Source organism: Paenibacillus sp. J22FR5 (assembly GCF_059691975.1).
Map to the genome: position 1 here is coordinate 172,339 of NZ_JCAUAN010000009.1, position 23,507 is coordinate 195,845.

Annotated in this window: 23 protein-coding genes; 1 reads left to right on the top strand and 22 read right to left on the bottom strand. The window is 39.0% G+C overall.

Annotation, left to right across the window (positions count from 1 at the left end):
• Positions 1-76: 76 nt before the first annotated feature.
• The 9 genes from AC58P7_RS14985 to AC58P7_RS15025 all read right to left on the bottom strand — a co-directional run bounded on the left by AC58P7_RS14985 (position 77) and on the right by AC58P7_RS15025 (position 6,257).
• Entirely contained in the window at positions 77-727 is a 651-nt protein-coding gene (locus AC58P7_RS14985; protein WP_497344102.1) for a hypothetical protein, read from the bottom strand.
• Positions 727-1,449 carry a nuclease-related domain-containing protein gene (locus tag AC58P7_RS14990; protein ID WP_497344104.1) on the bottom strand — a complete coding sequence of 241 codons (723 nt, stop codon included), beginning with the start codon at positions 1,447-1,449 and terminating at the stop codon, positions 727-729. The genes AC58P7_RS14985 and AC58P7_RS14990 overlap by 1 nt, the downstream gene beginning before the upstream one ends.
• A gap of 105 nt (positions 1,450-1,554) precedes the next feature.
• Positions 1,555-2,202 (bottom strand): hypothetical protein, encoded by a 648-nt coding sequence (locus AC58P7_RS14995; RefSeq protein WP_497344106.1) that lies wholly within the window; start codon positions 2,200-2,202, stop codon positions 1,555-1,557.
• Positions 2,203-2,244: 42 nt separating this feature from the next.
• Complete coding sequence (locus tag AC58P7_RS15000) at positions 2,245-2,640, bottom strand: PadR family transcriptional regulator (RefSeq protein WP_497344108.1); 396 nt, start codon at positions 2,638-2,640, stop codon at positions 2,245-2,247.
• A 27-nt stretch (positions 2,641-2,667) separates the two neighbouring features.
• Positions 2,668-3,225, bottom strand: a complete 558-nt coding sequence (locus AC58P7_RS15005) for a hypothetical protein (RefSeq protein WP_497344110.1) — start codon at positions 3,223-3,225, stop codon at positions 2,668-2,670.
• A 56-nt stretch (positions 3,226-3,281) separates the two neighbouring features.
• Entirely contained in the window at positions 3,282-3,521 is a 240-nt protein-coding gene (locus tag AC58P7_RS15010) for a hypothetical protein (protein WP_497344112.1), read from the bottom strand.
• Positions 3,522-3,540: 19 nt separating this feature from the next.
• A complete protein-coding gene (locus tag AC58P7_RS15015) occupies positions 3,541-3,717 on the bottom strand; it encodes a hypothetical protein (RefSeq protein ID WP_497344114.1) in 177 nt (58 codons plus the stop codon).
• Between the two features lie 967 nt (positions 3,718-4,684).
• Positions 4,685-5,818 (bottom strand): hypothetical protein, encoded by a 1,134-nt coding sequence (locus tag AC58P7_RS15020; protein WP_497344116.1) that lies wholly within the window; start codon positions 5,816-5,818, stop codon positions 4,685-4,687.
• A 25-nt stretch (positions 5,819-5,843) separates the two neighbouring features.
• The gene (locus AC58P7_RS15025) at positions 5,844-6,257 is read right to left on the bottom strand and encodes a hypothetical protein (protein WP_497344118.1); all 414 of its coding nucleotides are present in this window, start codon (positions 6,255-6,257) and stop codon (positions 5,844-5,846) included.
• A gap of 90 nt (positions 6,258-6,347) precedes the next feature.
• Between AC58P7_RS15025 and AC58P7_RS15030 the strand changes: the two genes are divergently transcribed.
• Positions 6,348-7,121: a hypothetical protein gene (locus tag AC58P7_RS15030; protein WP_497344120.1), complete on the top strand. Its 774-nt coding sequence runs from the start codon at positions 6,348-6,350 to the stop codon at positions 7,119-7,121.
• A gap of 177 nt (positions 7,122-7,298) precedes the next feature.
• Here the strand turns inward: AC58P7_RS15030 and AC58P7_RS15035 are convergent, their stop codons facing one another.
• The 13 genes from AC58P7_RS15035 to AC58P7_RS15095 form a co-directional block, all read right to left on the bottom strand.
• On the bottom strand, positions 7,299-7,847 hold the full coding sequence (locus tag AC58P7_RS15035; protein WP_497344121.1) for a hypothetical protein: 549 nt from the start codon (positions 7,845-7,847) through the stop codon (positions 7,299-7,301).
• Positions 7,848-7,917: 70 nt separating this feature from the next.
• Positions 7,918-9,903 (bottom strand): competence protein CoiA family protein, encoded by a 1,986-nt coding sequence (locus AC58P7_RS15040; RefSeq protein ID WP_497344123.1) that lies wholly within the window; start codon positions 9,901-9,903, stop codon positions 7,918-7,920.
• Positions 9,904-10,012: 109 nt separating this feature from the next.
• The gene (locus tag AC58P7_RS15045; RefSeq protein ID WP_497344124.1) at positions 10,013-10,381 is read right to left on the bottom strand and encodes a YolD-like family protein; all 369 of its coding nucleotides are present in this window, start codon (positions 10,379-10,381) and stop codon (positions 10,013-10,015) included.
• Entirely contained in the window at positions 10,378-11,667 is a 1,290-nt protein-coding gene (locus AC58P7_RS15050) for a Y-family DNA polymerase (RefSeq protein WP_497344126.1), read from the bottom strand. Before AC58P7_RS15050 ends, AC58P7_RS15045 begins: the two co-directional genes overlap by 4 nt.
• A 233-nt stretch (positions 11,668-11,900) precedes the next feature.
• Positions 11,901-12,785 carry an ATP-dependent DNA ligase gene (locus tag AC58P7_RS15055; protein ID WP_497344128.1) on the bottom strand — a complete coding sequence of 295 codons (885 nt, stop codon included), beginning with the start codon at positions 12,783-12,785 and terminating at the stop codon, positions 11,901-11,903.
• A 360-nt stretch (positions 12,786-13,145) separates the two neighbouring features.
• Positions 13,146-13,475, bottom strand: coding sequence for a hypothetical protein (locus AC58P7_RS15060; protein ID WP_497344130.1), 330 nt, complete (start codon positions 13,473-13,475; stop codon positions 13,146-13,148).
• Positions 13,476-13,692: 217 nt separating this feature from the next.
• Positions 13,693-14,424 (bottom strand): stalk domain-containing protein, encoded by a 732-nt coding sequence (locus AC58P7_RS15065; protein ID WP_497344132.1) that lies wholly within the window; start codon positions 14,422-14,424, stop codon positions 13,693-13,695.
• An 80-nt stretch (positions 14,425-14,504) separates the two neighbouring features.
• A complete protein-coding gene (locus AC58P7_RS15070; protein ID WP_497344134.1) occupies positions 14,505-15,098 on the bottom strand; it encodes a phospholipase D-like domain-containing protein in 594 nt (197 codons plus the stop codon).
• Between the two features lie 29 nt (positions 15,099-15,127).
• Complete coding sequence (locus AC58P7_RS15075) at positions 15,128-15,481, bottom strand: hypothetical protein (protein ID WP_497344136.1); 354 nt, start codon at positions 15,479-15,481, stop codon at positions 15,128-15,130.
• A gap of 309 nt (positions 15,482-15,790) precedes the next feature.
• Positions 15,791-17,473, bottom strand: coding sequence for a hypothetical protein (locus AC58P7_RS15080; protein ID WP_497344138.1), 1,683 nt, complete (start codon positions 17,471-17,473; stop codon positions 15,791-15,793).
• A 451-nt stretch (positions 17,474-17,924) separates the two neighbouring features.
• Entirely contained in the window at positions 17,925-18,650 is a 726-nt protein-coding gene (locus tag AC58P7_RS15085) for a DUF2971 domain-containing protein (protein WP_497344140.1), read from the bottom strand.
• A 237-nt stretch (positions 18,651-18,887) separates the two neighbouring features.
• Positions 18,888-20,162 (bottom strand): hypothetical protein, encoded by a 1,275-nt coding sequence (locus AC58P7_RS15090; protein WP_497344142.1) that lies wholly within the window; start codon positions 20,160-20,162, stop codon positions 18,888-18,890.
• A 93-nt stretch (positions 20,163-20,255) separates the two neighbouring features.
• Entirely contained in the window at positions 20,256-23,234 is a 2,979-nt protein-coding gene (locus tag AC58P7_RS15095) for a hypothetical protein (protein WP_497344144.1), read from the bottom strand.
• Between the last annotated feature and the right edge of the window lie 273 nt (positions 23,235-23,507).

Genomic DNA, 23,507 nt, shown 5'->3' on the forward strand with positions numbered 1-23,507 from the left:
GGAAACTCATACTCTAGTATAACCAGTATTTAGACACAATATACTAGAGTGCTTGTCTTCATCTAATGAGTAAGATTTACTTATCAAGAATTTTCAGTAAATGGGGAATCGTTTTTTTAATGCTGGCTACATTCACATTAATACCTGCATCTTTTAGGATTTGTGTCGCACTATTACTTAAATTCGCAAGATCCGACCAAATCGGATTACCACCTTTAATCTCTTTGTGCCCTATCCATTCACTCGTAACGATCAATACACTATCAGCTAGATCTTCTGGAGTGGCATTTAAATCTATTGATTGGATATCAGCTTTTAACTTTGCCTTATAATCATCATCGCTATTTGCCTGAGTTGAAGTTGCAGTACTGGTCGGTTTTGGCTCCACTTTTATTACAGGCGCTTGTGTCGGAATTTGCGTTGGTTTAGATATTGGAGTTGCCGTCTGTGCCTGCGTCGCTGTTGTAGGGGCTGGCGCAGGAGATTCCGAAACTGTAGGTTGCTCCATACGCGCTGCGTTATATATTTTTTCCTTTTGTTCTGGTGTAAGATTATTGCCAAAACTGTTATTTGTCGTGGAAGACGGTTTTTGGGATACTACAGACTCTTTTTGAGGTGCCGATACTGGTTCTCCTGCAGTACTCCGAATTATCATAGCGTATGCTTCAGATGCGATTGCAGACAGAATGAATACCGCTCCAAGAATAGTAAAAATACTTTTTTTCATTAGGCTATACCTTCCTTACGATCATCAATGGATTTCTCAACGATATTTACTATGGCTTGCTGTTCTTCAGCAGAATAACCTTCGTATTTTGGAAGACCTTGAATATAAGAAATCAGCGCAGCATCCTTGATGACATCAAAATTCTTTGGTTTCCCCTCTACAGTAGAACGGTCATTCGCAATACAAAGTACACCAATCACCGGGACATGGGCAAAACCATGTTCCTGCAGCAACCTCTTCAATAGAATATCGTGGTGAAGCATTTGTGCATTTGGATCTTTAATTACATCATTTTTAACGACATTGCCATACGAATCCCGTTTAATTCGTTCAATCCCGTTATTCGTAAACTTTAGATCACCGCTATAATTTTTAGTTTCGATATGGATAACACCATTTGGACCCACAAGTAAATGGTCGAACTCATGGCGCAGATCAGCATGAATGATATGAATACCATTCCAGTTTTTATATTGTTCGTCTAAGTATTGAAGATGAAAAATGACTCTTTTTTCAGAACGATCAGCTGCTTCTTTTTGAGCTGCTCTTATTTCCTCGCGAGTCAAATTTTCATTCCCATGATTTTTAGAACTTGTTTTCTCTAAAAATTGATACCAGAACATCTTTACACCCGGATCAATTTTTCTGAAAATTTTTCCGAGAACTAGAAAGATAATACCTACAACAAGTAAAACAATTGCTAATATATCAAATGTGTTCATATGATAACCCCTTACGATTCTTATGTAGTCTTTTCTAATGTCCTTTGCACGTCCACACGCTACCAGTGCGGCTGAAGATGTTTACAGTAATGTGTTGCATCGATATTAAGGAGTTGTGCTGGCGCCCTCAAATTTTTTCCGAACATCTTCAGGCAACGTGCGCTTCCAATGGGGACGAAGATGAACAAAGCAGAACGTCATTTTATCCCGATTAAGCCCATTGATAGTGGCAAGCATATCCCACTCTTCTTGCGTGAGCTGCGCACCGCAGTTGCTAAATATGCAGAATCGATCGATCTTTGCTTTGGAATTGAGCTGTTTAACTTCGGATACCTCTACCGGCGGGCTAGACTCAAGCAAATGCTTAAGCGCTGGATTACCGCCCCAATCATTGATCTTGAACGGAGCGATGTCACGCCATCCCATCTCCCAAGAATCTAAAGAGTCAAGTATTGCAGCGTTATAAGAACGGTCAACGGCATTAGAGATACGTTTCGGGAGCCCTTCTGCGCCTTCTTCGATCTCACAAAACCCAACACCATCTCGGAAGTGATCGCCAATGATAACACGCACAATTGATTTTACGTATCGATGAGGAACGTTGACCTCGACTTCCTTAACCTCGCGGCTCCATCGACTGTTTGTAGCTGTTTCAACCCGATCGGTATACACTTGATTTGGTATATAGGCATGGCCGTTATCTTGCCGGTTTTTTACCGAACCTTGCGGAAATGTTTTTTTAAGCTCCGCCACCACATCAAGGTAGTTAAATTCCTCCAAGGCTCCCACCCCTTTCTATTTCAAATTAACATGACCGAATTTATCCATGTACTTATCAAACATGGAATAGACTTTGAGAGCCAGCTCTACCCGGCTAGGCAGTTCACGTAGCAGCTGAATAAAATATTCATTTCCAAGGTCGGTAATTTCGTAATAGCGATTGTAACGCTTGTCATCGCCCCACTCTCTTTTCACATGGCCTTTTTCTGCAAGTGTTCGTAACCGCTCGCTAAAATAGCCGTCATTTACACCAACCCCGTCTAGCTCCTCGACGATCTTTTGTTCCATCTGCCTGGCGTAACGGCGTCCATCTCGCAGTTCCGAAAGTACGATAAAATCGATTACCTGCTGCACCTTAACGACATACCCAAGAGAACCAGTCTTTTCGATGGGATCTTGATTGCGGGCCATAACTAACACCTCTCCTTTTTCGTGTATTTAAATAATGCCATCTATACCGGCTAGAATATATTTTTGAATGGTCTGCTGACGATCATCAGAATCATTTAGCTGCTGCTTCGAGTAGGTCATAGCCGATTCTAAAATCTTTGTAATGATTTCAACGGAACCAGTTGTCTCGCACCATGCTTTACCTGTTGTCATGTCTCGAACTTCAGCATGAATCTGAGTCAAACAATAGAAGATGAAGTGCGAGTTGTAGTGTAGAGAAGTTAAATAATAAAACAAGTGCGGCATGTGGATCATGAGTGTTTGTAGCCATGTCCTTATCTCTGGAATCTGGTAAATAGGGCGCGCGTCTTCATCGTACCCACTGAACCCAAGAATGATCGCACCATACCTTACATCGTAGTTCAATATTAACTCCAAGAAAACATCAACTGCACTTTGGACATTGTTACTTTCAATGAGATACCTATCAATATAGATTGGTATGAACTCTAGAACAGGGGTTGGTGTTATTTCCTCAATTCGCCAATCTCCATCCTTTTCTAAATACGCAACATGCTTATATGCCAAATCAATTTCCCGAATCATAAGCTCACTTACTCTCCTCAATATTCGACCTGAATGGTGATGCACGCTCCCACGGTTTATTCAAAGAGTAATAACTGCTCAAATAATTTCTCCGGCTCTGTGGGATCCGATTGTCTTTCAATTACTTCCTCTGTCTCCGCAGCTTCTTCATTGTGCACTCCTGGTATTTGCTTAACAGTTGAGCAAATTTTGCACATGTAGGATATTCCTCGTTTGGCGGAAAGCGCGATACGTATCCTTTCTTCAAGAGGCAACTCTGCTATTTGAGCGCATTCACCACAAATGAATTCTTCCAAGATACTAGCCTCCCCTCGTCTACTCATTATCCGGATAAACATCTTCTTGGAAAAACACTTCTTCCGTACCATCTTCAAACCGAAACAACGCACTTGCAGTTTCACTATCTGGTGGCGACCAGGCAGAAACTCGAATGACAGGCACGTTATCATAAAATAGCGTGTGAACGAAATATTTTGGCCACCGCGATTGCATACCAACCCACCTCTTAACTTTACTTCAATCCACTATAAATAAATTTCTGTTTGATAAAATCCACCGCGTCGTAGTATCCTAGCTTATTAGTAACAGCGTACAAATCTATCATTCTGATCCGTATATGAGTCTTGCCTTTGGGGAACACTGTTAATTATGAATCTCAAAAATTCCCATATCTCTATTTTACCACAAATATACTTGCTTTCAATATACTTGTTATCACCCTCCCGCTTCCTATCTCGGTCTACCTATGCGCGTTTTGGGGTTTCTTCGTACCTAAATCCCGTTGATACCCATGTTTTGTACTCTGTATCTAGATTTGGACCAAGCTGCAGACATCAACTCTTCTACTCGCTACGGGTTTATTCTTTGGCTTTATTACGTATCCAGTCGAAGATTCGTAATCTGCTACTTCATCCGTACCAAGATGCAATTTCGGTTGTCGGGGGGGCCGGCCGCGCTGCGCGTTTTTTAAAAGATGTTTTAAAGGGGAAAAACAAGATCGGTAACTGATTGTCAACATAAATAGAAAATTAATACGTAATCCGGTAGAAGGTATCGGCGGGATCGGAATACGGAGCTAGATATAATAACAGGTTGCAGGCACCGTATAGCGTAGCTGGGTAACGGAAATACATACATCTATCGGGCATAAGGAGCGGGATCGTGGCAGAGGTACTGCGGCGAAGGTAAGAATCGGCAGCCGAACGAGGGAAAAGTATGGAGCGGGCGCAAACGTAGAAGTGATAACGAGGAAGTTCGACGGGAAGGATTCAGGGAGAGTGTTTCCAAGTATATTGATTTCAAGTATATGTAGGCGCACGACTGATCCAAATCCAAAATAGAAACAGCAGCGAACCAAGACTTGAAAAATAAAGTCTTAGACCGCTGCTGTTTTCAATTGAGCCAACATACCCGTCTGAGTACACCTCGCTTAAGTTGAGCATACAATCAATGCCAATGATTAAATCCTTAGTAAAGGTAGGTTTGATCTTTTGGCTAGTTCTACTGCCCGCTCTACCTCCCCTTCGTGTGTATCTTCTGTTTCTAATAGAAAGACTGCGATTGGATTTGTATAAGGATCATTAAGTAGCACAATTTCGTTATATAACCTGCGTTCTCCTAGGTCCTCAATATCACCTTTCTGATATTTTTTCGAATCGTTCTCTATTTCTTCAATGTGCATCGTTTTGCATGCTTTATAACCGTTATATTTAAAATATGAATCTGGACCTAGCGGTATAGCTGTAAGCGAAAAATATTCAGCATTGATACTATCATAGTTGAAAGGCATTTCATCCGCATAGCAATCAGAGCTACTAATGAGCAATACATTCTTTAAATTAGGCTGATATACAAACCCTAATTTCGATTTATTGAAAGTACCTTGAAATTCGTCTGTAATTAGACTCGTAGAAATGATCGGTTTACTCTTGGCTTGTTGAAGAGCAAATTCAGTATTAGTGTTTATAGCATGTACAAGAAATTTATACTTACTTCCGCGTTCATACTCTTTGGGTTTTGTTAGTTGATTCTCCCACTTCCTTAATGTAATCGCTGCGAGAGGTTCTTCAACATCATATTGAAAATTTACATATGTTTTATGTCGTAATTTAAAGTCCTCGTCATCCCTATTCAAATGACTAATGATTTTCCTTGCGAGATCAGCATCGCAAGAAAAATCATTTTTCAGCCTTCGCTCTCTTTCAGATCTATCTTTTTTATATTCGGAAAACCATTCTTTCTTAGATTTAAATTGTTCTTTTATTTTTTTGACAGCAATTACATCATCATTAGTGAAGCCCCCTAATGTTCCGTCTATAATCAGATTGATATTGAGTTCTGTCTGCTCTAACTTTCTCTCCAAATTTGTATCATCTAATTGAATGGAATTAATACGATTAGTTAAAGTGTCGAAGTCTTTTGGTTGAAGATTATTTGAGCAAGCTATCATGTCAATCTTTTTGCGTCTCGCGTATAATAAACTATCAATAACTGTTCGTTGAAACATAGTATCTATATGCAATATTTTACCCCCATAATAAAAATAAGGAACGGTTGTCATAGATGCTGAAATTGATAATACATACCATTTCATCAAAGAACCGTCCCTTAATTAGCTTCTAATTGTCCTTAGTTGGGAATTCCCAAGTATCGTACCAGCCTCCGAAAATCTCTAGGAACACATCTTCGGGGTCACAATCCACTACCGCATGCTTTTCGATAGCCACCTTTACCTTACTAGGCTTGCTTTTGTGCTTTTCAACACTTAGAACGTTCCTCAATTCACCCTGGAAGGAATGAGGGATACTGTTGTAGCGCGTGTAACGATGAGACTGAGCTAACATATCGCGCACCCGAATTGGACGAACGATATTTGTTTCGTCTTCATTCTTGCTTACTTTAGCATGAATGTACAATGGACTGTCGCATGTCTCGCAGAACATTTCCGATGGATTTTCAGGAACGGACACTTTTTTGCATTCATAACAGCGCGCGCTGATAATTTGGGGAAACCAACCATGGACTTTGGACATTAAAATCACTACTCCTTTATTAAAGCATGGGATATACTATACTTAATTAAGTATATATTATATAGTTAATTTATGGAAGGAGTGAGGATTTTGAGAAATCGAATGCCGCTGCGCGTATACTTAGATACGCTAAAGATGTACTGGGAAGAACATCGTGTAAACACGGAAGATCTCCGCATAAATAAGTACATTGATTTTGTGCAATCCCTTTTCGCCGAGGATCCTTTATTCACGGTCAATCAGATCTCGAAATACTTCGACCTTTCAAGACTTACCATCGAAAAAAAGATGCTTGATCATGGATTGCCGTATTATGAGCTCCAGATCGTTGTCGTTAAGAAAGAAAAAGAAACCATCGTACTTCCCCGTGATCGCATCTATATTCGCCTTACTGACTTCTGGGACTTCCTCATCCAACATTGCGGGCTTGAGTATCAAAAAGTTGACGCAGAAATCGTAGCCTTTGAATGTAGCGCTCCATTTAAAGACATCACGGCCCGCCGATTTGCCTCATGCAAGGCTGCCATACGACTTGATAACAAAATAGAGCCGGTTCTAATTGGATCGGAAATTGTCGCTACCCTAAGCGGGCATCTATTTGACCATAATCTACTTTCCAACAAACAGCTTCAGCAGAGCTTGATACGATCTAAGAGCTCCGTTGTTCTAATGTCTAAGCTATGTGACAATATTATCTTTTCTCTCCCTGGGACAAGCGGAGAACGCCGTAGACGTAGGTTTATCCTTACCAGTGATAAAAAAACCCTCTTTACCTATTCACTTCCTTTGCTGACTGCGGATATACTCTCGGGCGTTGTGCCATTTCCGTATTTGAATGATTCAACCGATATTTCAGACTTATAACCAACATCTTTTATTAATTTATACTTAATTGAGTATATATAGTTGGGCGTTTCCTGTGCATTTTAGCGGTCACTTTAGAGGCGCATGCTGTCACCCTGTCACGTATCGAAACGCACAAGCGTAAATTTTGGGTTTTATTCTAAGCTCCTAAAGTATGACCCCTAGACATAGTTCATTTTATTTTTTCGGTCTATACACCATGTAAAACTCGCCACTACTGCCAAGGTTTCCGCAATTTACGAAACCGTGTTTTCCGAAATATGTGACGTTGTCCTCGGTTTCTGTGTGAAGTGTAATTGGTATGCCTGCTTTTTCCGAAAATGCTGTAATCTCTTTCATCATTTTTCGCCCTTCGCCTTTTTTACTTGAATGGATGTTGCATAACTCAAGAATCATTTCATCCTTGCTGTGGAAATCCGCAAATTTTTTATTAACTATCGCCATTTGAAGGACACACATACATGAAAAATCTCGCCTAAGGATGCAATAGTTCATTCCTCCATTCAACAATGCGTTGTTCAGATAGCACCTTTTATTGTTAAATGACATGAGCCATGTAAGATAGTCTTTCATATACGGCACGTTGACCGCTCGGGGCATGGTTTGTTCCATCTTCATCATCAGAGTAGAGTGTAATTCTTTATACCGTTTATGTACTTCGTCAACATGCTTCGAGGCTTGCATACTTAAAAAATTTTCATGCCACTGCTCTGTGTTTGTTGTCATAGTGGATCACTTCCCCATTTTTTTATTTAAGGTCATAACATTGCCTCTCGCCCCTCTCGAGAGCTTACTCTTAATCAAAAATATCGAAAATCAATTGTTGTAATTGATTATTTGAAGCATTAATTTTTATATCTCTAGTTTGATCATTATTTAACTTTTTCCTTTTCTTCTCTAACTCATATTCATGAATATCTAATTTTAGTTTTTTAGTTGTAAACCACGGTGGCAATCCATTTTTAAAAATATTGCGCTCAAAGGTGTACCGTTCATTTTTAGACAGCGAAACATAGGACTGCCAGATAGAATCCTCATCTTGGATTAATATGTTCGGTTTTAATATATCAGCATCACCATTGAGGAATCCCAGAATTTCATCTGCCTCTACACTTGAAATTTCGTGTAAATGCGCGTGATCAAGAATTTTATATCCTTTACGTCTGGTAGTCGTCTCAATTTTCATTATTTGCTCATTGGACGCTCGTTGACTACGATACTGGGTTATTATTTTCGGTTTAATAATACTTCTATCACCATTGAGGAATCCCAAAACATCATCTGCTTCTCCCCGCGAAATTTGAAATAAATCCACATGATCAAGAACTCTATAACCCATACGCGCAGCAGTCGACTCAATTTTCATTATTTGCTCATAAGACGCTCGTTGACTGCGATTACTTGCAAGATCCTTAACACTTTTTGGTTCTTCTTCTCCCCTCTCTGCTTGTAATCGTACTTGCTCTTGGATATGTCTTCCCAGTTCTTCACGTTCTTGTTCGAATTTTATTCTCCTTTGTTCGGATATCTCTTTTAGAAGAAGTGCCTGCGCTTCACGCTGGGCCGCTTCAGCTTCTTCTATTCGCATCTGCTCAAGTCTTTCTCGCTCCTGCCTTTCCTTTGCCAGAATGGCTTCTTCGGCTTTTTGACGCGCGACTTCTGCTTCTGCGAGACGGACAGCTTCCCAGGTTTCCCGTATCAACCTAACTGGATCCAGTGCAAGGTCTGCTTCCAATCCAACTAACTTACCATCATCAAAATCAATTCCATCTCCATCGATACTAAAATTATGTTCACCTGTGCCAAACTTACCTTCGTGCTCTCCTTCTCCTCCACTGAATATCCCCCCATTAACGATCGGGCGTTCATTTTCTTCCAACCGAATCAATGGCGTCAAGCAAAGTGTCTTTACAATATCTCTATCTGCGATCCTCGTAATTTTATAGATTTCATCCTGTGCGGTCCATATCTCACCTTTAATATTTGCAGCAACCCTATTATATTCATTTGCTGGATCGCGCCGAATAAGGAAGATGTTGCCTTGATAATTAACACCCATTACAAATCCGTATTCATTCATCAGAAGTGTGAACGATTTGCTGTCTTTACCAGTGACAACAAAATAATTTTCTTCTCCTGGATCGATAGGAGTGTTTAAATACTGATTATTTTCAGCATCCAAAGTAGTCTTCGTTGTTCCTGAATAATTTTCAAAAAAATCGTCTAATAATATGATCCAGGCGGTGGGCACATTGTCAGAATGGTAAATGTTAACCCGCTTCGCAATCATTGCTGGATATATATTCGACGCTTGCACTTCCACAACCAAACGTAATACGCTTGCTCCCTCACCTCGTGTAAAGGCAGCTACATCAGCACGAACTTTCTTTCCATCTACGGAGTGTCGATGTTCCTCTTTGACTTCGTAACCCGCTTCCAGAAGTTTTTGAAATATAAATTTTTTTGTTAAGGCATGAGCAAGTGATTCACTGGAAAAACAGTCAAGCTCATTTTCATGGAAGAAAAAAGCATTACGCTTGCCTCTAGTTGTTCCTTGTCCCTTTTCTTTCATATAACCTTTGTTAAAAAACAACCGGCGATCGCATATTGGGCAATATATTCTAATTCTATTTTTGTTTTTTCGGAGAGTGTCCACTTCACTTTCAGAAATATTCATGCAATTAAGCTCAACATGTTCTTGATTTTCAAACACTTGAAGCTCTCCATTTGGAAATTGCATCTCCCAGTTTAGAAATGGTTGAAAATAGGCAAATTGCGGCACAATAACACACCTCTCCGAACATCCATTTTTCTCCATATTATAACACCGTTTGGACAGACAAGACATCGTAATAAAGGAACTGTATAACTGCAAAAAAAAACCTTTCCGCTCAATCGGGAAAAGGTTCCTCATTTAGATATTCCATGTCAAGGGATAGATCAATTATCGATCGGTAAGGAATACGTAACACACCCATCTGCTGTGGATCAGATAAATGAATAATTCCAGCTAATTGATCAACTTTCTGTATTTCCCCATTCACGGTATGGTTTCTTTTGTTTTTATGATAGGTCATGCGTACACGTACATTCCCATTTATAGCCTCGGCAAGCTTCTCATCGAGTTCGATAAGTCTCTGCTCTTCCAAAATCGGCTTCTTTACATCATTTTCGGCTTCATACATCCTGGCCAGCATCTTTCGTTGCTCCGGCATGGTAAATGGCGCCCATTTGATAATCCCACGATCACGTATGGTCATGCACGATGCCCTCCAATCTTGCCTAATCTCCCCATACTTGTAGCCCCTGCAGATAAATTTCTAGCTCGGAAAAGCCCTTTAAAGCCGTATTTATTCTGGATTTCATCCATGACGTACCCTAACTGCCTCTCCTTCGTGTTATCCTCAAACAGGTCAAGCTGAACTGTTTTGTCGTCCTGCAGATTCGTTATGCCAACATGAACATTACGAACGATTTCATTCCTGTAGTTAGCCTTAAACAGTACTTTGCATACTTGATACAATTTATTAGTAGCGTTTGTCGGTACATCCAACGTCTTCGCCCGGCTAAATCCGCCGCCGCCCATATCATGGCTGTAGCCTATTGACAGGGAAACGGTTCGGCCTGCCATTCCGGCTGCCCTCGCACGCCGCGTAACCTCTTCTAATTGACAATAGACTGCATCAAGTATTTCATCACCCTGGTAGTCACGAAGCAACGTGATCCCCGCGGCAAAGCCTTTCTGCGCAATATCTTTGTTGTTGCTTTGAAGCTCATGCTTATAGTAAGGCACCGTAAGGTCAATTCCATGCGAATGATAGAAAAGCTGTTCCCCAAGTATCCCGTATTTTCGTTTCAGGAAATCAACTGGCATTTTCGCTAAATCACCTAAACGATATACACCCATTGCATTCAGCGACTTCTCGGTTTTTGCTCCAATGCCCCAAATCTCTCGGATAGGAACACCCCAAAACATCTCACCAAAATTATCGTAACTGACTTCCGCAGTATATCCCGACTCTGCATTATTCTTCGCGAAACAGTCCAAAACGAGCTTACTTTGCAGAAGATTATTCCCGATCCCGACAGCACTAATAACGCCAATTGCCATACGAATTTTATTTTGAATGGCCCTAATGGTTTCCCATTTATCCCCAAATAAATCGTGATCAATCGTTATCATTGCCTCATCAATCGAATACACATGGATGCACTCCATCGGCACATACTGATTAAGTATATGAACAACCTGCATAGAGAAATCTAAATAAGTTCCCATCCTCGCTTCTCTTACTATTACTCTTGGATCGTATGTTGGAATTTCGAAATTTCTTGACCCCGTTTTGATACCATACTCACTTTTCATTTTCGGCGAACTCGCCAAGACAACGGAGCCAGGTCTATCTTTTTGCCCGACCACTACGAGATATGCAGATAAAGGATCAAGCCCAAGGGTGGCACACTCGACTGAGGCATAAAACGATTTCATATCTATGGTCGCACAGCAAAATCTAGGAAACTTACTCGTATCTATTGGGTTATTCATGAGACACCTCCACCTAAGAACATTTGTTCTTTTTACAGTATACTCATTATAGATCGAATATATGTTCCCATTCAAGTGGTAAAAACACCATATATTTAAGGAGGAGCATGCAGCTGCGCCAAATTATAAACATCCCGCTGATTTCTCATCATTAATTGAAGGCAAACCTGACAAATAGAAAAAGCTCCCATAGCACCTGGCTCAAAAGAGCCAAATATAATGAGAGCTTTCCCTTATGAACCTATTGCTACATTTTTCTTATCATACAGTCCTATAACACGCTCCAATACAGGCAAGCGCAGTTTCCCATCCTTAGTCCAATTACGGAATTTCACGCCTACGGATAACAATGGCTCGACATAAACAAAATCCTCTGACTTCCGGATCGCAGTCTCACGTAAAAATGGAAAAACTGCTTTTCTGATCTCAGGCGTAATACCAAACTTCATCATGCCGACAGGCTGGATGACTCCTCCTTTTTCTACACCAAGAAGCCAAGCAACAGTCTTTGTAGAGTATCCCAGTACAACGGCCTCTTCGCGCAAATACGCTACTACTCTTTGGAACTCAGGTCTGCGTTGAGCTGGATAATAAAGACCGGCTTTTGATTTTATCACGATTCCCTCAAGCTGCTGCGCCTTACAGAGATCAAAAAAAGGAATAAAGCTATGCTCTATATATCGAATCCGCTTAATGTAATCATTCTCCCGCAGTTCTTCCTCTAGGATCTTCTTACGTTCCATCAGAGGGAGTTTCGTTGTATCGATACCACCGCGTCTAGCTAATATGTCAAAAACTACGAGTGAGAGCCCAGGAACTTCATTGACAGGTTGATTCTTCAAAAAACGAGCGGAAGTTGCCGCAAAATCTGGATAACCATCCTTATTGCAAATAACAAGCTCTCCATCAAGCACCGTACCTGGTCCAACTGCATCTGCCGCGGCAGATGCCAGTTCACGGAAACGTGATGTCATTTCATTTTTATGCCGTGTAAATAGTTGCGACTGACTACCTATACTAGCTACTGTTCGAATCCCATCGAGCTTAAGCTCGCATATGTGCTGATTATTTGATTCAAAAGGTTCCTTCAAATCTTTAAGCAACATTACATCATACATAGTCATCACCCAATTTTAGCGTATCAAATTGGTTCTTAAAATCAAAGTAGAAAGTGATGGTGCTAATACCATATAGCCCCTATCTGCATCTTGCTGATTTAAGAAAATAAAGTTCGTTAGTGAGAACTCAGTAATACTGCGGAACTTAAAAACTTTTTGTCTCAAGTAAGTTCGTTAGTTACCTGTTGGATCATGCGATTAATGAGAACTTGCACTGTATTTTGGAAAATAGAGTTCGTTATCCATATTTACATATGTTAACTTTATGAGGCAACACAGCGGATATTGTGCTTTTCAACGTTGTTAAAAAAAGGAATTATTTTTTTCAGTTTTTTTTCAATTAATCGACTATTGAGTCTCTTACTTTAACCACCCTAAGAAGTTGAAACAAGTAAACAATATCGCTATCGTAAGAAAAATAAAAAAGAAAACTTTTCTAAAGGGAGGATTAAACGTTTCTTCTTTTTCATTTAATACGTAGGCATACCATTGGGTCGCAAACATCAACGATCCAACTATTACAACTAACCACCAAAAAATGATAACATATTTATCTCCTACCAACTGCATTTTATTAACAAGATCGTAGACCCAGAAGCTACCAATTACAATCACAGCGATGATAGTCAGTAAAACAATTACGCCAATAATAAATTTTGTCGTTGAAATATCCTTTTCTCGATTTTCCATAATAATTATCACTCCCGCGATTTCGACTTTTAGACCATTGACTTGACTTTCTATAGGGTGGGTGTTCACAAAAGTTACATTCACTAACAAACTCTATTTTCCACTAACGAACTTTATTTTCCTGATTCACTCCTCTTGCATGAATAACAAAAAACCAACCCAAGCACAAAGTAGTGCCCGAATTGGTTTTATAAATTCGTTTTCTTGATGTGTAAATTTATTTAACAAGTCGAGCATCGTATAGCCCGACATAATCGTTGTAAGTAGCATCGCTCTGCGAAATTTTAAATGTTAATTTATTTGCGCCTATCAAACTAACATTCAAATCTTCTGGAAATTGACCCGCTGTAATCTCGGTCGTTTTTACCACTTTACCATCTAACAGGATCGTTAGTTTCACAACATCTTTCGTATTTTTTCCTTCAGCAGCTAACGCATACTTACCTTTAAATGTTGTGTATTGACCATTCAATGGATATTCGAGCACAACATCCTTATACGTTTCCATCATTACAAAATTATCGTATGAATTACCCACGTTATCTTTATTTGAGTAGGAATAAGTATCACGGTGTATTACTTCGCCGTTTAGATCAGCTCTATAACCATAGTAACCGTTAAATTGCATTGGTGAAAGTTGACCCAAATAAGTTACGTTTTCCTTTTCAGTCTTACCGATTAAAACGGTTTGTGTACTGCTATCCCAATCAACCGGTTGTCCCAGTGCTTCAGCAACAAACCGTAGCGGTACATATGTAGTTCCATCATTAATGAAAGGTTTTGTTTTAGCATCTGATGGCATATTTGAAACATTATTAATTTTAATGTTTTTCACATTATAAAACACTTCCAACATCGTACCACCAGTAGCAGCATAAGCACCGACAGCACCAAATAATGTAGCCCCTACAAGGAATCCAGAAATAAAGCCAATTTTCTTCTTAATCATATTGAATATTCTCCCCTTAATTCATGTATGTTAGTAATTCACTATACTAATATATCATAATTGTAATATAAATCTCCACATTATTCCTTATAATCAGTAAATCCTTTAGTGTCTTTCCACATGCGCTCGAACTGCTGATCCCACTCGCCCGCCATCTTTGCATCATGAATAACTAGAAGCACTTCGTCGTTAGTAGTACTGGCAGCCTTAGAATAATTAAATGAACCCGTCGTAAATGTAGCATTATCTGCTATTGTTACCTTTAAATGTTGGAGCCCCGAATGTGTATTGATCCTAATCGGGATTCCAGCATCCCTAAGTTGTTTCAGTGCAGTTGATTGGGACTTGCCTCCCGCTTCCTGTTTATCAGAGATCATCCTAACTACTACATTCCGCTTTTTTGCGTCCAAAATTGCATTAACAATGGAATTTTCGGTAATGCTATAAATGGCTATGTCTAATGATTTCTTGGATCCATTGATTACATCCACTAGAAGTTTCTCGGGGTGCTGATCTGCTTGCGTAAAAGCATATTCTATTTGAGTGGAACTCCCCGTTCCTACTGGAGCAACTGTCTTTGATCCACTTGCATGCGTCGTACTCAGCGTAGCAGTAGCGCAACCCGTTAGCACTGCAAGAGAGATAACGATGCCGATTTTAAGTTTGTTTTTCATCTTGATCTCCTTCCTCCCCGAAAACATGATTAGTTCTTATTCTTACCAATCTCTCCGTTATCGAAGAAATGACTCGCCCATTCCTCTAAAGACATACCATTTTTAATTTGAAACCCTTTTGCCTCATCAGCAGCGTCATAAATCAGGAGCTGGCTGTCGCCCACTTCATCCACCGGTTTACCATTTGGCGTTCTGCCATAATTATATTCATTTGGCACAGCATGTAGGTGCCGCACATAGTCACCCGATTTTGCACAACTTGCCCCAATCGCCGTGTTGTCTACGTTCTCAGGAGACACATACCCAAAGATGGCACAATGCGTCATCTCTGCATTCATCTTTACACAAATTCTACAAGTCGGATGGATTTTCGCTTTACTCATATCTCTTACATCTCCTCAGGTCTTAATTTTGTAAATCAATCATATAACGGTTTTTAAAAATCACAAAACGATTTTGGAAATTATTTTTAAACTCTATTCACCCCCTTGTTATGTGAAATGAAGCTGTAATTCACCTTCTCACGATTTATGACAGATTTCGTTCCATAGATTTTTAACGTCTCTTGTCATAGGATCGGAGCAAATTCGACGTGAAATTATAAATTTAAAATAGAGAATGCCTCCCCCTCCTGCGATCATATGTATAAAAAGCAACCTTGGAGAAGTAAGTAATATCCCCAAGGTCGTTTTTTAGAAATTGAAAGCCATTTGACCCTCCGATACATTGTAAACCTTTTTGGTTTTCGTCTTCGGAATCTTACTTTCGGCTACAAGCTCCAATTTCACTTTCGCCGTTGCACGATCGACAACTTGCGGCATGTCCGTCACACTGTATGCCCATCTACGGAAATCAGAATGATCCGACTGCAGAACAGTAGTATCCCATACTAATTCAACACCTAATAAGGATACCTGGTTCACAGTAAGTCCTTTGACTCCCTTCATCACGTTCTGTTCAACATAAGCAATCTGATGCTCAAAACGTGAGTAAAGATCAGCCGGCACAGCTTCAGAGGCCCAAGCAAGAATGGAATCGCGTAACGAATCCGCATAAAACGTACGGATCGGTGAAGGTTCCACTTCTGTTGGTTGTAGGTCCTTCCACACATCCAGCACATTCTGACGCTCTTCTTCCTCGAACTCAGTAAGCTGAGTATCCATAGGCTCTGCAGGAATAAATTGTGAAGCATCGATGGACATTTTGCCCCAAATGGACTCCGCGCTCTCGACGCCTTCAATATTGTTACCGACAAACCTTTTCGCAAGTTCCGTTGCAAGACTTCCTCCTGATCCCTCTGTAAGCGCAGAAAGACCTTCCTGGCTGAACTGTCCTTCGAGTGCAAGCGCCGCGTTCATCTTCATAGCCATGAGATTCAGCGCAAGCTCCTGCATCGTACCTTTATAGGCGCTGTAAGTGGTAACGCAGACATTCTTCTGACCAATACGCCAGTGTCTACGTGAAGCCTGCCTAATGATCGATAACCGGTATCCCGTTTGATAAAAATAGAGTGATGGAAAGTTGAGGAGATCCAAACCGGTTGAGACTAAAACCGGATTACAGAGGAGTACCTGTATCCCTTCCTGCTCTTTCTGAGCGATCCATTCTTCTCTTTTGGGACCTTCGACACTGGATTCTAGAACTGCTGTCTTGATGCCCCGCTCCTCGAGTAACATCTCCAATCGTTGAAGAGTTCCCATTTTCCCGGTATAAACGGCATAGACGCCAACCTTCCTATTCAGCTTCAGTTGAGATTTAACAAACTTAATAAGTTCTAGTTCCTTCGGGTATAGAAGTTTATCACTTAGCCGATAATCAGGAGAGACGATCTCATCATTCGTATCCGGATGATAAACACCGTTGAAGTTAAAGGGAACGTCTGGGTAGGACAGCAATGTATTAAGCAAGCTGCCTAGCAGCACAGACTGTCCACCTCCAAGCAGTTCTTCCTTCACTGCTTCACGAAGCAAATCTTCTACATCATGCAAGTTACGCTTTAAATACCATTCAGGAGCCAACAGCCTTGTTGCTTTGGTAATCTTTCTCTTGGTTCGTCCAGGTCTTTTTTCGACCCTTGTTACGCAAGAAATGAATGATCGTTTACCTTCCATGCGTACATTCAAAGGGCCTTCCTGCAAGGTAGGCATTACCTCGAACATATCCGACATCTGGATAAAGCAAGAAACATCACTTAGCATATCCGTAAACAATTGCGGTGCGGCAGCAGGCATTTCCTTAATTGAAGTCTTTTTAGAAGAACCATTACTGGAACTGTTAAGATTGTTATCTTCACGTATTTTTGTAACTTTCTCTCGCACGCCGTATAAATCGACCCATCGGCCAACATCACCCCATTTGAATCCAGCGGCTTTCATCCTTGTCGGAAAATGTAACTTAATGCTTAAGTTTGCCAATGCATGCAAAAAGGCAGAAATCAAAGGATTTCTGCCTTTTTGCATCGTAAGCACAAGTTAATTATATATTTTAGTATACTTGTGGCAACTAATTGATTACCTTAAACAACTCCTGGCAATACAATACTATAATCCACCGCCACCATCATTACAGAACCAGTGACATTTTGCTAAAGCAGTATTCCATTACAGATTGCCAAGAGATTAGGTATGCTCTTCACAACTTTTAGAATCACATAAGAGTTGAATCTGTAAAACACCTGGATTAGCTACTATAAAATTGTACAACGAATAAAGATCCAATGTAAATTGTTCGTACTATAAGAATCATCACATTAACTAATTTATTTATAGGTTCAGCCTGAACGTATTCTCCTCTAAATACATTTTATCCCTCTTCGAATCTACAAAGTTATACATTAATTTCAGCTTTAATTGAATCAATTTTTTTGGAAAGTGTTATCGTATTATGTGGGACACCATCCGTAAGATTGCTATACCTCTCGATCATTTGCTCAATTGACTCTAAAATAGTAGATTGTTTAACCTCGACATTAATTCCGTATTTTTCAGTTAATTCTCGGATTACTATCTCGGTATCTTTCAAAGCAGCTGGTGAAATAACAATCTGATGAATCAATCGTTCTAAGTCTACCTTTATATTTCTAGGTTTAACTAATCCTTTATTTATCTTAATAACACCTCGTAACTCTTTTTCATGGCTATAAGAAGGGTGTTTAATAAATAATCGTGATAAAGTGTCTTCGTTGAAGGGAAAATCCCTCCCTTCAAAGGAACTAAGTTTGTAATCTACTCCACCAATATATAGTTTATCATTTGATGTTTCTTCACAATAGCTCAGAGAAGTAATAAAATCCGAAACTGTTGTTTTAATAGCGATTCCCTTGTCTCTATGAGCGTATAAGTCCCACATCGCTAAAGATTCGTTTGGACTAGCATACCAGCAGATAACACCATAATTGCTACGATCTTCTTTTAATTTCTGTATCTTTTCTTTCGCGTAATCTTTTCCAAAAACCGATGCATGAGTTACCGTTGAAATCAAACCAACCATACCCTCATTTACATCTTCGAAATAATTAGGATCTGTAAAATATAATTCACTATGTGAAATCATAAGTAAAAATTTTCATAACTCATGATTCTCCATATAACCCTATTATCCTTAATTTTACCATTATTACGTCTTTCAATAATCATAAAACGTCCCCCACTCTATGTCTATAGCAACTCTGACTCCATTGTTTTTCATACTTTGTTCAACGGGATCCGAATATAAGAGTATTTATGACTTCCGCTTCATTCTTTTATAATTAGCTAACGACAAGCTCGTCGGATTAAACTCGAAGCCCAACTAATCAGTTTTACTAGAAATTTGGATATATTTCTCCCAATTTTCTACTCTCTTATTCAACGTATTGGTTATCTTTTCAAAATAATAATTCGAAACCGTGAGATGGAGCATTTGTTCACCTGATGAATCGTTAATCCTTTCAGCAATAATATCTTCAGACATACAATGCTCAATTGTTCTCCAATTATCAATATGATTTTGACCAGATAGGAAACGATCCCAAACTTGAAGTTCATCGCATATTACAGACAAATAAAGCATAGGGCTATCCAAGGTATATTTAATACCATTAAAATTGTGATAAGCAGCAGCCCGACATGCTGGTAACACATGTAGATGTAACACATTTAATGGATACTTGAAGCTTTTTGATAATTCACTATGTAATGCACCATCTTCTTGTTCTGCTATTTTGCAAATCCAATACCAAATGGAGGTGTACCTAAGTAACATTAAACCACTTGCTACACCATGATCTACTACTGTAACTCCTGAATATCCATTAATAGCCATGTCAATTGCAAAATCCTTCAACGATTTTTCGTTTATTTTAGTATCAAGTAACACCTCTAAGCCAGATTCAGTTTGAAATCCTAGTTCCTTTAACCATGGAATATGATCCAACTGTTCAATAATTTGAACTTTTGATTCAACGTTTAAAATTGGTTGAATATTATAAATCTCTAGAAATTTGTCCCATAATTTTCTTAACTTTTCTCGACTATTCTCTGAAATTGCCCCTGCGTAATGTTCTATATTTTCATACTTAAATAAGTTGTCATAAATAGTAGCGGAAAGAGGATCCTTTTTATTTTTATCATCATCTTCAGAAAATAAATACCCGACATCATGGAGTAATGAAGAATAGATCCATTGGAAAACGAACATATGAATTGGTTTATTGCTACTTAACGATTCAGTAATTGATTTGTTTAGAGAAGGTATATTATCATAAACCCAGATTCCTAATAAAAATAAGTATAACGTGTGTGCAGTATGATCCGTTTGTTTTTCATAAGAAATCCTTCTATTGATTTCAATCGTTGCCACTCCAGATCTTACTGGTACAAAATCCGAAAAATCAGTAAGTTCTAGAATTCTTTCAGCTAGTGTCTCAGCTTTTTGAACTCTTTGTATATCTGATCGGGTAATAAAAAATTGTTCTAACTCATTTACTATTCCTGGTATTCTCGATCTAAGAAACCCTGCTGCCCCAGAACCTTCTTTTAAATGCTTATACAATATTTCATTAATTGATCCGACTTTCAGTGGCATTTTCAAACTCCCTTTTTTCTAATTTCAACAATTATATTCACTCAATATAATTAACTCATTAACACTCAACAATGATTTATTCTGATAGCAATTTTAATTTCGTCCAGTAAAACCAGCAGGTGATGTCTTAACTTCAACTGGCATTTCAGGTTGTTTTGTAGATTTAAAAACAGTTGGGTCTAACTCAAATACACTAATTGCGACCTGGTTGTTTCCATGAACATGTGCAATTAACCGATCATGCTTACTATATGGGGCTTGCGCAGTTGAACCACCAAATTCCCCTGAATTTGCCAAAATTACAGGTTGATACATATGATAATGAAGTGCCCCCACCATATTATCAAAAGTTTGTACGTCCTTGTTTAAAGCAGCAACCACAAAAATATCTGATATATCTCGCAGATCGGCCACAAGTGCTAGATCAGTAGCATCATAGCAAATAGCACCAGCTACACGAATAGCCTCATTATTACCCTTTTTAAACTCAACAAGGACTTGATATGGTCTAAACCCTTGGATTCCGATTTCATTTTCAATTTTAGTCATATGCTGCTTACCTTGTCGTACCTCAACAAACTCTCTTCCCGTTCTTCTTTCTGACCTTAGTATCCAGAGAGCCTGATTAATTGGTTTTTCTTTTAAAGGATCTATTATAAATGTCATTCCAGCAAAAATACTAGCTTTAGTAGCATCAGATAGTCTCCGTAGAAGCCAAACGTCATCTGGATGAATAGACAATTCAGGAAAAATAATCAAATCAACCATATTTGTGTTAGATCTTTGTTGTGCAGCGCACCATGTTTTTAATTTCATTCTTACAAGATTACACATTGAAGCAATATGAGCTTGATGAAGTGCACGAAATGAAGGCGTCCAGTGAGTAGGGTCCTTATCATTAAAATCATTCATCTTAGGAAGTAGTGTCTGAACAATAGCAACTCGAAAGATGTTATTGTTGGGTTCTCGATAGCTAATTGTTGGGAGCGTATAAACGGGAGTCCCAGTTAGTCTTCCAAAATATTTAAACTGATACCGTATTCGATTAACTATCTTATTTGAAAGATCTGCGGCTGAGTTAATTTCCTGAAAATTCCCCAATAAATCACCGTGTATGTTGATCCCAGGCCATTGTAACAAACGTATCAACAATTCACTTAGCCATGGAGATATTGGATCCTTATACTTGTTTAAACCGCTTGAGGAATTTACTAACCCGAAACGCCTACTGTACCATGTTGAACGTAAGCCAGAGTATCTACCTACTTCATCGCGCGATAAATATGCTGAAGCTGTAAAATCAAACTCACTAGTAAGGCAAGATCTTAGAATACGTCCAAGCCCATATAACCATGCTGGTTTATTATCTACCCATGACGGTATATCATTTAGCTTGTCATCATTAGATAAAATTTCAATACGAATCTTAAGTAAATCGCTTTTATAATCTAAATGCTGAATTTTGCTCCAGTCTTTACAATTGACAAATATAGATTTAACCGATAACCCATTCTCAAGTATTTCTTCAACAGAATCAGTTTCTAATATTTTATACGCAAGCAATAATAGCGCATTTTCTTGAGCAAAATGATTCTCTGTGCTTTGAATAACTCGTAACAAAGAAACTTCTTCATTATCGACAAGATTAAGTTTTTGTGAAGATGAAAAATCAATTTCATCAGGAATATAATTTATCCATTCGGTATTACGTGCTTTCCTTGACTTACGAATCTCTTTAAGAAGATCTGGCCTATTCCATACTAGCATGAGAATTAACTCTTTTTGCTCTACAGTTTCAAGTGTATTGATTAGCTGAACAAACCAATGGGAAAATCTCTTAGCATCAAAATGTAGTTGTTGTGCGATCAACACAATTGGAAACCACTCAATCACAGGTCTATCAGCAATCGGTCTGTATAGCATGGCTTCATGTAATTTTAAGTAATCTTCCAGTCCCTTTTGTTTCTTAACTTCTACAGCATCTCCAATGGAAGCAAGAAAGAGTAATGCCTGTTGTTTTACATACCACGGGGAATCTATACGTTCATTCAGAATACGTTTCGCAAAAGATCCCATTTCCTGACGAAAAGCAATAATATCAACTGAATTCGGATAATCAACATTCGGGCGAAACCCAATGTCTACTGCTCCTGCCCGAAATAAGTCTGCTGCTACATATTCAATAGTTTTGACTTCAGTTATGTTTAGCTCATCTTTTTGCTTCGGAAATAATTTATATTCTAATGCTTCCAAAACGGGATCTAGTAATAGTTTATCTGGATATAAATCAAGCCCACATTTTAATAATAATGTTAGTGAGGGGTTATTAGCCCAACAAGCAATTAGTTTACGAGCAGTAGTTTCAAATTCATGATCTAGCATTTGGCCAGAGGTTACGTCTTCAAGAAATTCCTCTTTTTTACCAAGAGTTTCTTGAAGATCAATCATACCTCTACGGAGCCTAAGAGAAGTAACAATCCTAGTAGCTACGAAACGTTTTAATGTATCATCACGTACATCAATATTCGGTGTAGCTATCCTTGATAATTCTAATATGTTTGTTTGATCTACCTGTTCGTTCAATAACTGTTCTGAGGTCTGAAGAAGACCATCGAGGCCACCAGCCATTTGCTGTAACGAATCAACATCTGGAGTTCCACTAAGGATACCTTGAAAGAGAGTCATTAATGACGAGACATTACTTTGAGTTGACATTTGCCTATAAGGTAAGACTTTTGTTTTCTCTTCATTTATTACTAAGCGAACCTTTGCATTTAATCCATCCAAGTATTTACTTAATAATTCTCCAATAAATTTACTTACTTTGTCTGCAATTTCGTGCCGCTCTGTATCTTTAGTATCATTGGTTTCAACTACAAGACGTAAATCATCCACGTAACGGCAATAATCACGTAGAATTATCTTTGATAATTGTTCATTTCCCTCATTAATATTTTTATTGATATTTTTTCCAATTTTAGTATCGAAATCAACTAAATATGCGTTCGATAGAAATCCACTTGCCACTAGCCCTTGTGGAAGTCCTATAGGAAGTTTATTTTTTTCAAACATTCCCTCGGGTAGCTTTGAATTTTCCCAGCTCCAATTAAATATCTTCCCTAGTATTCCCCAAAACTTTTCATCTGCTTGATATTCTGATCCCAGTTGAAAAGTATCGACATACTTTTCATATATATCCTTTATTTGTTTAAGTAATGCATCCCTATCAATATTGTGGTTGGTAGAAGACGGCCTTAGGTTTTCACCTTTGTACCGTCAGCCCCAATCAGAACCCGACGTGCGGATTTCCCGCATCGGGCTCCCCAGAGTCGTTCACAGGTTAGC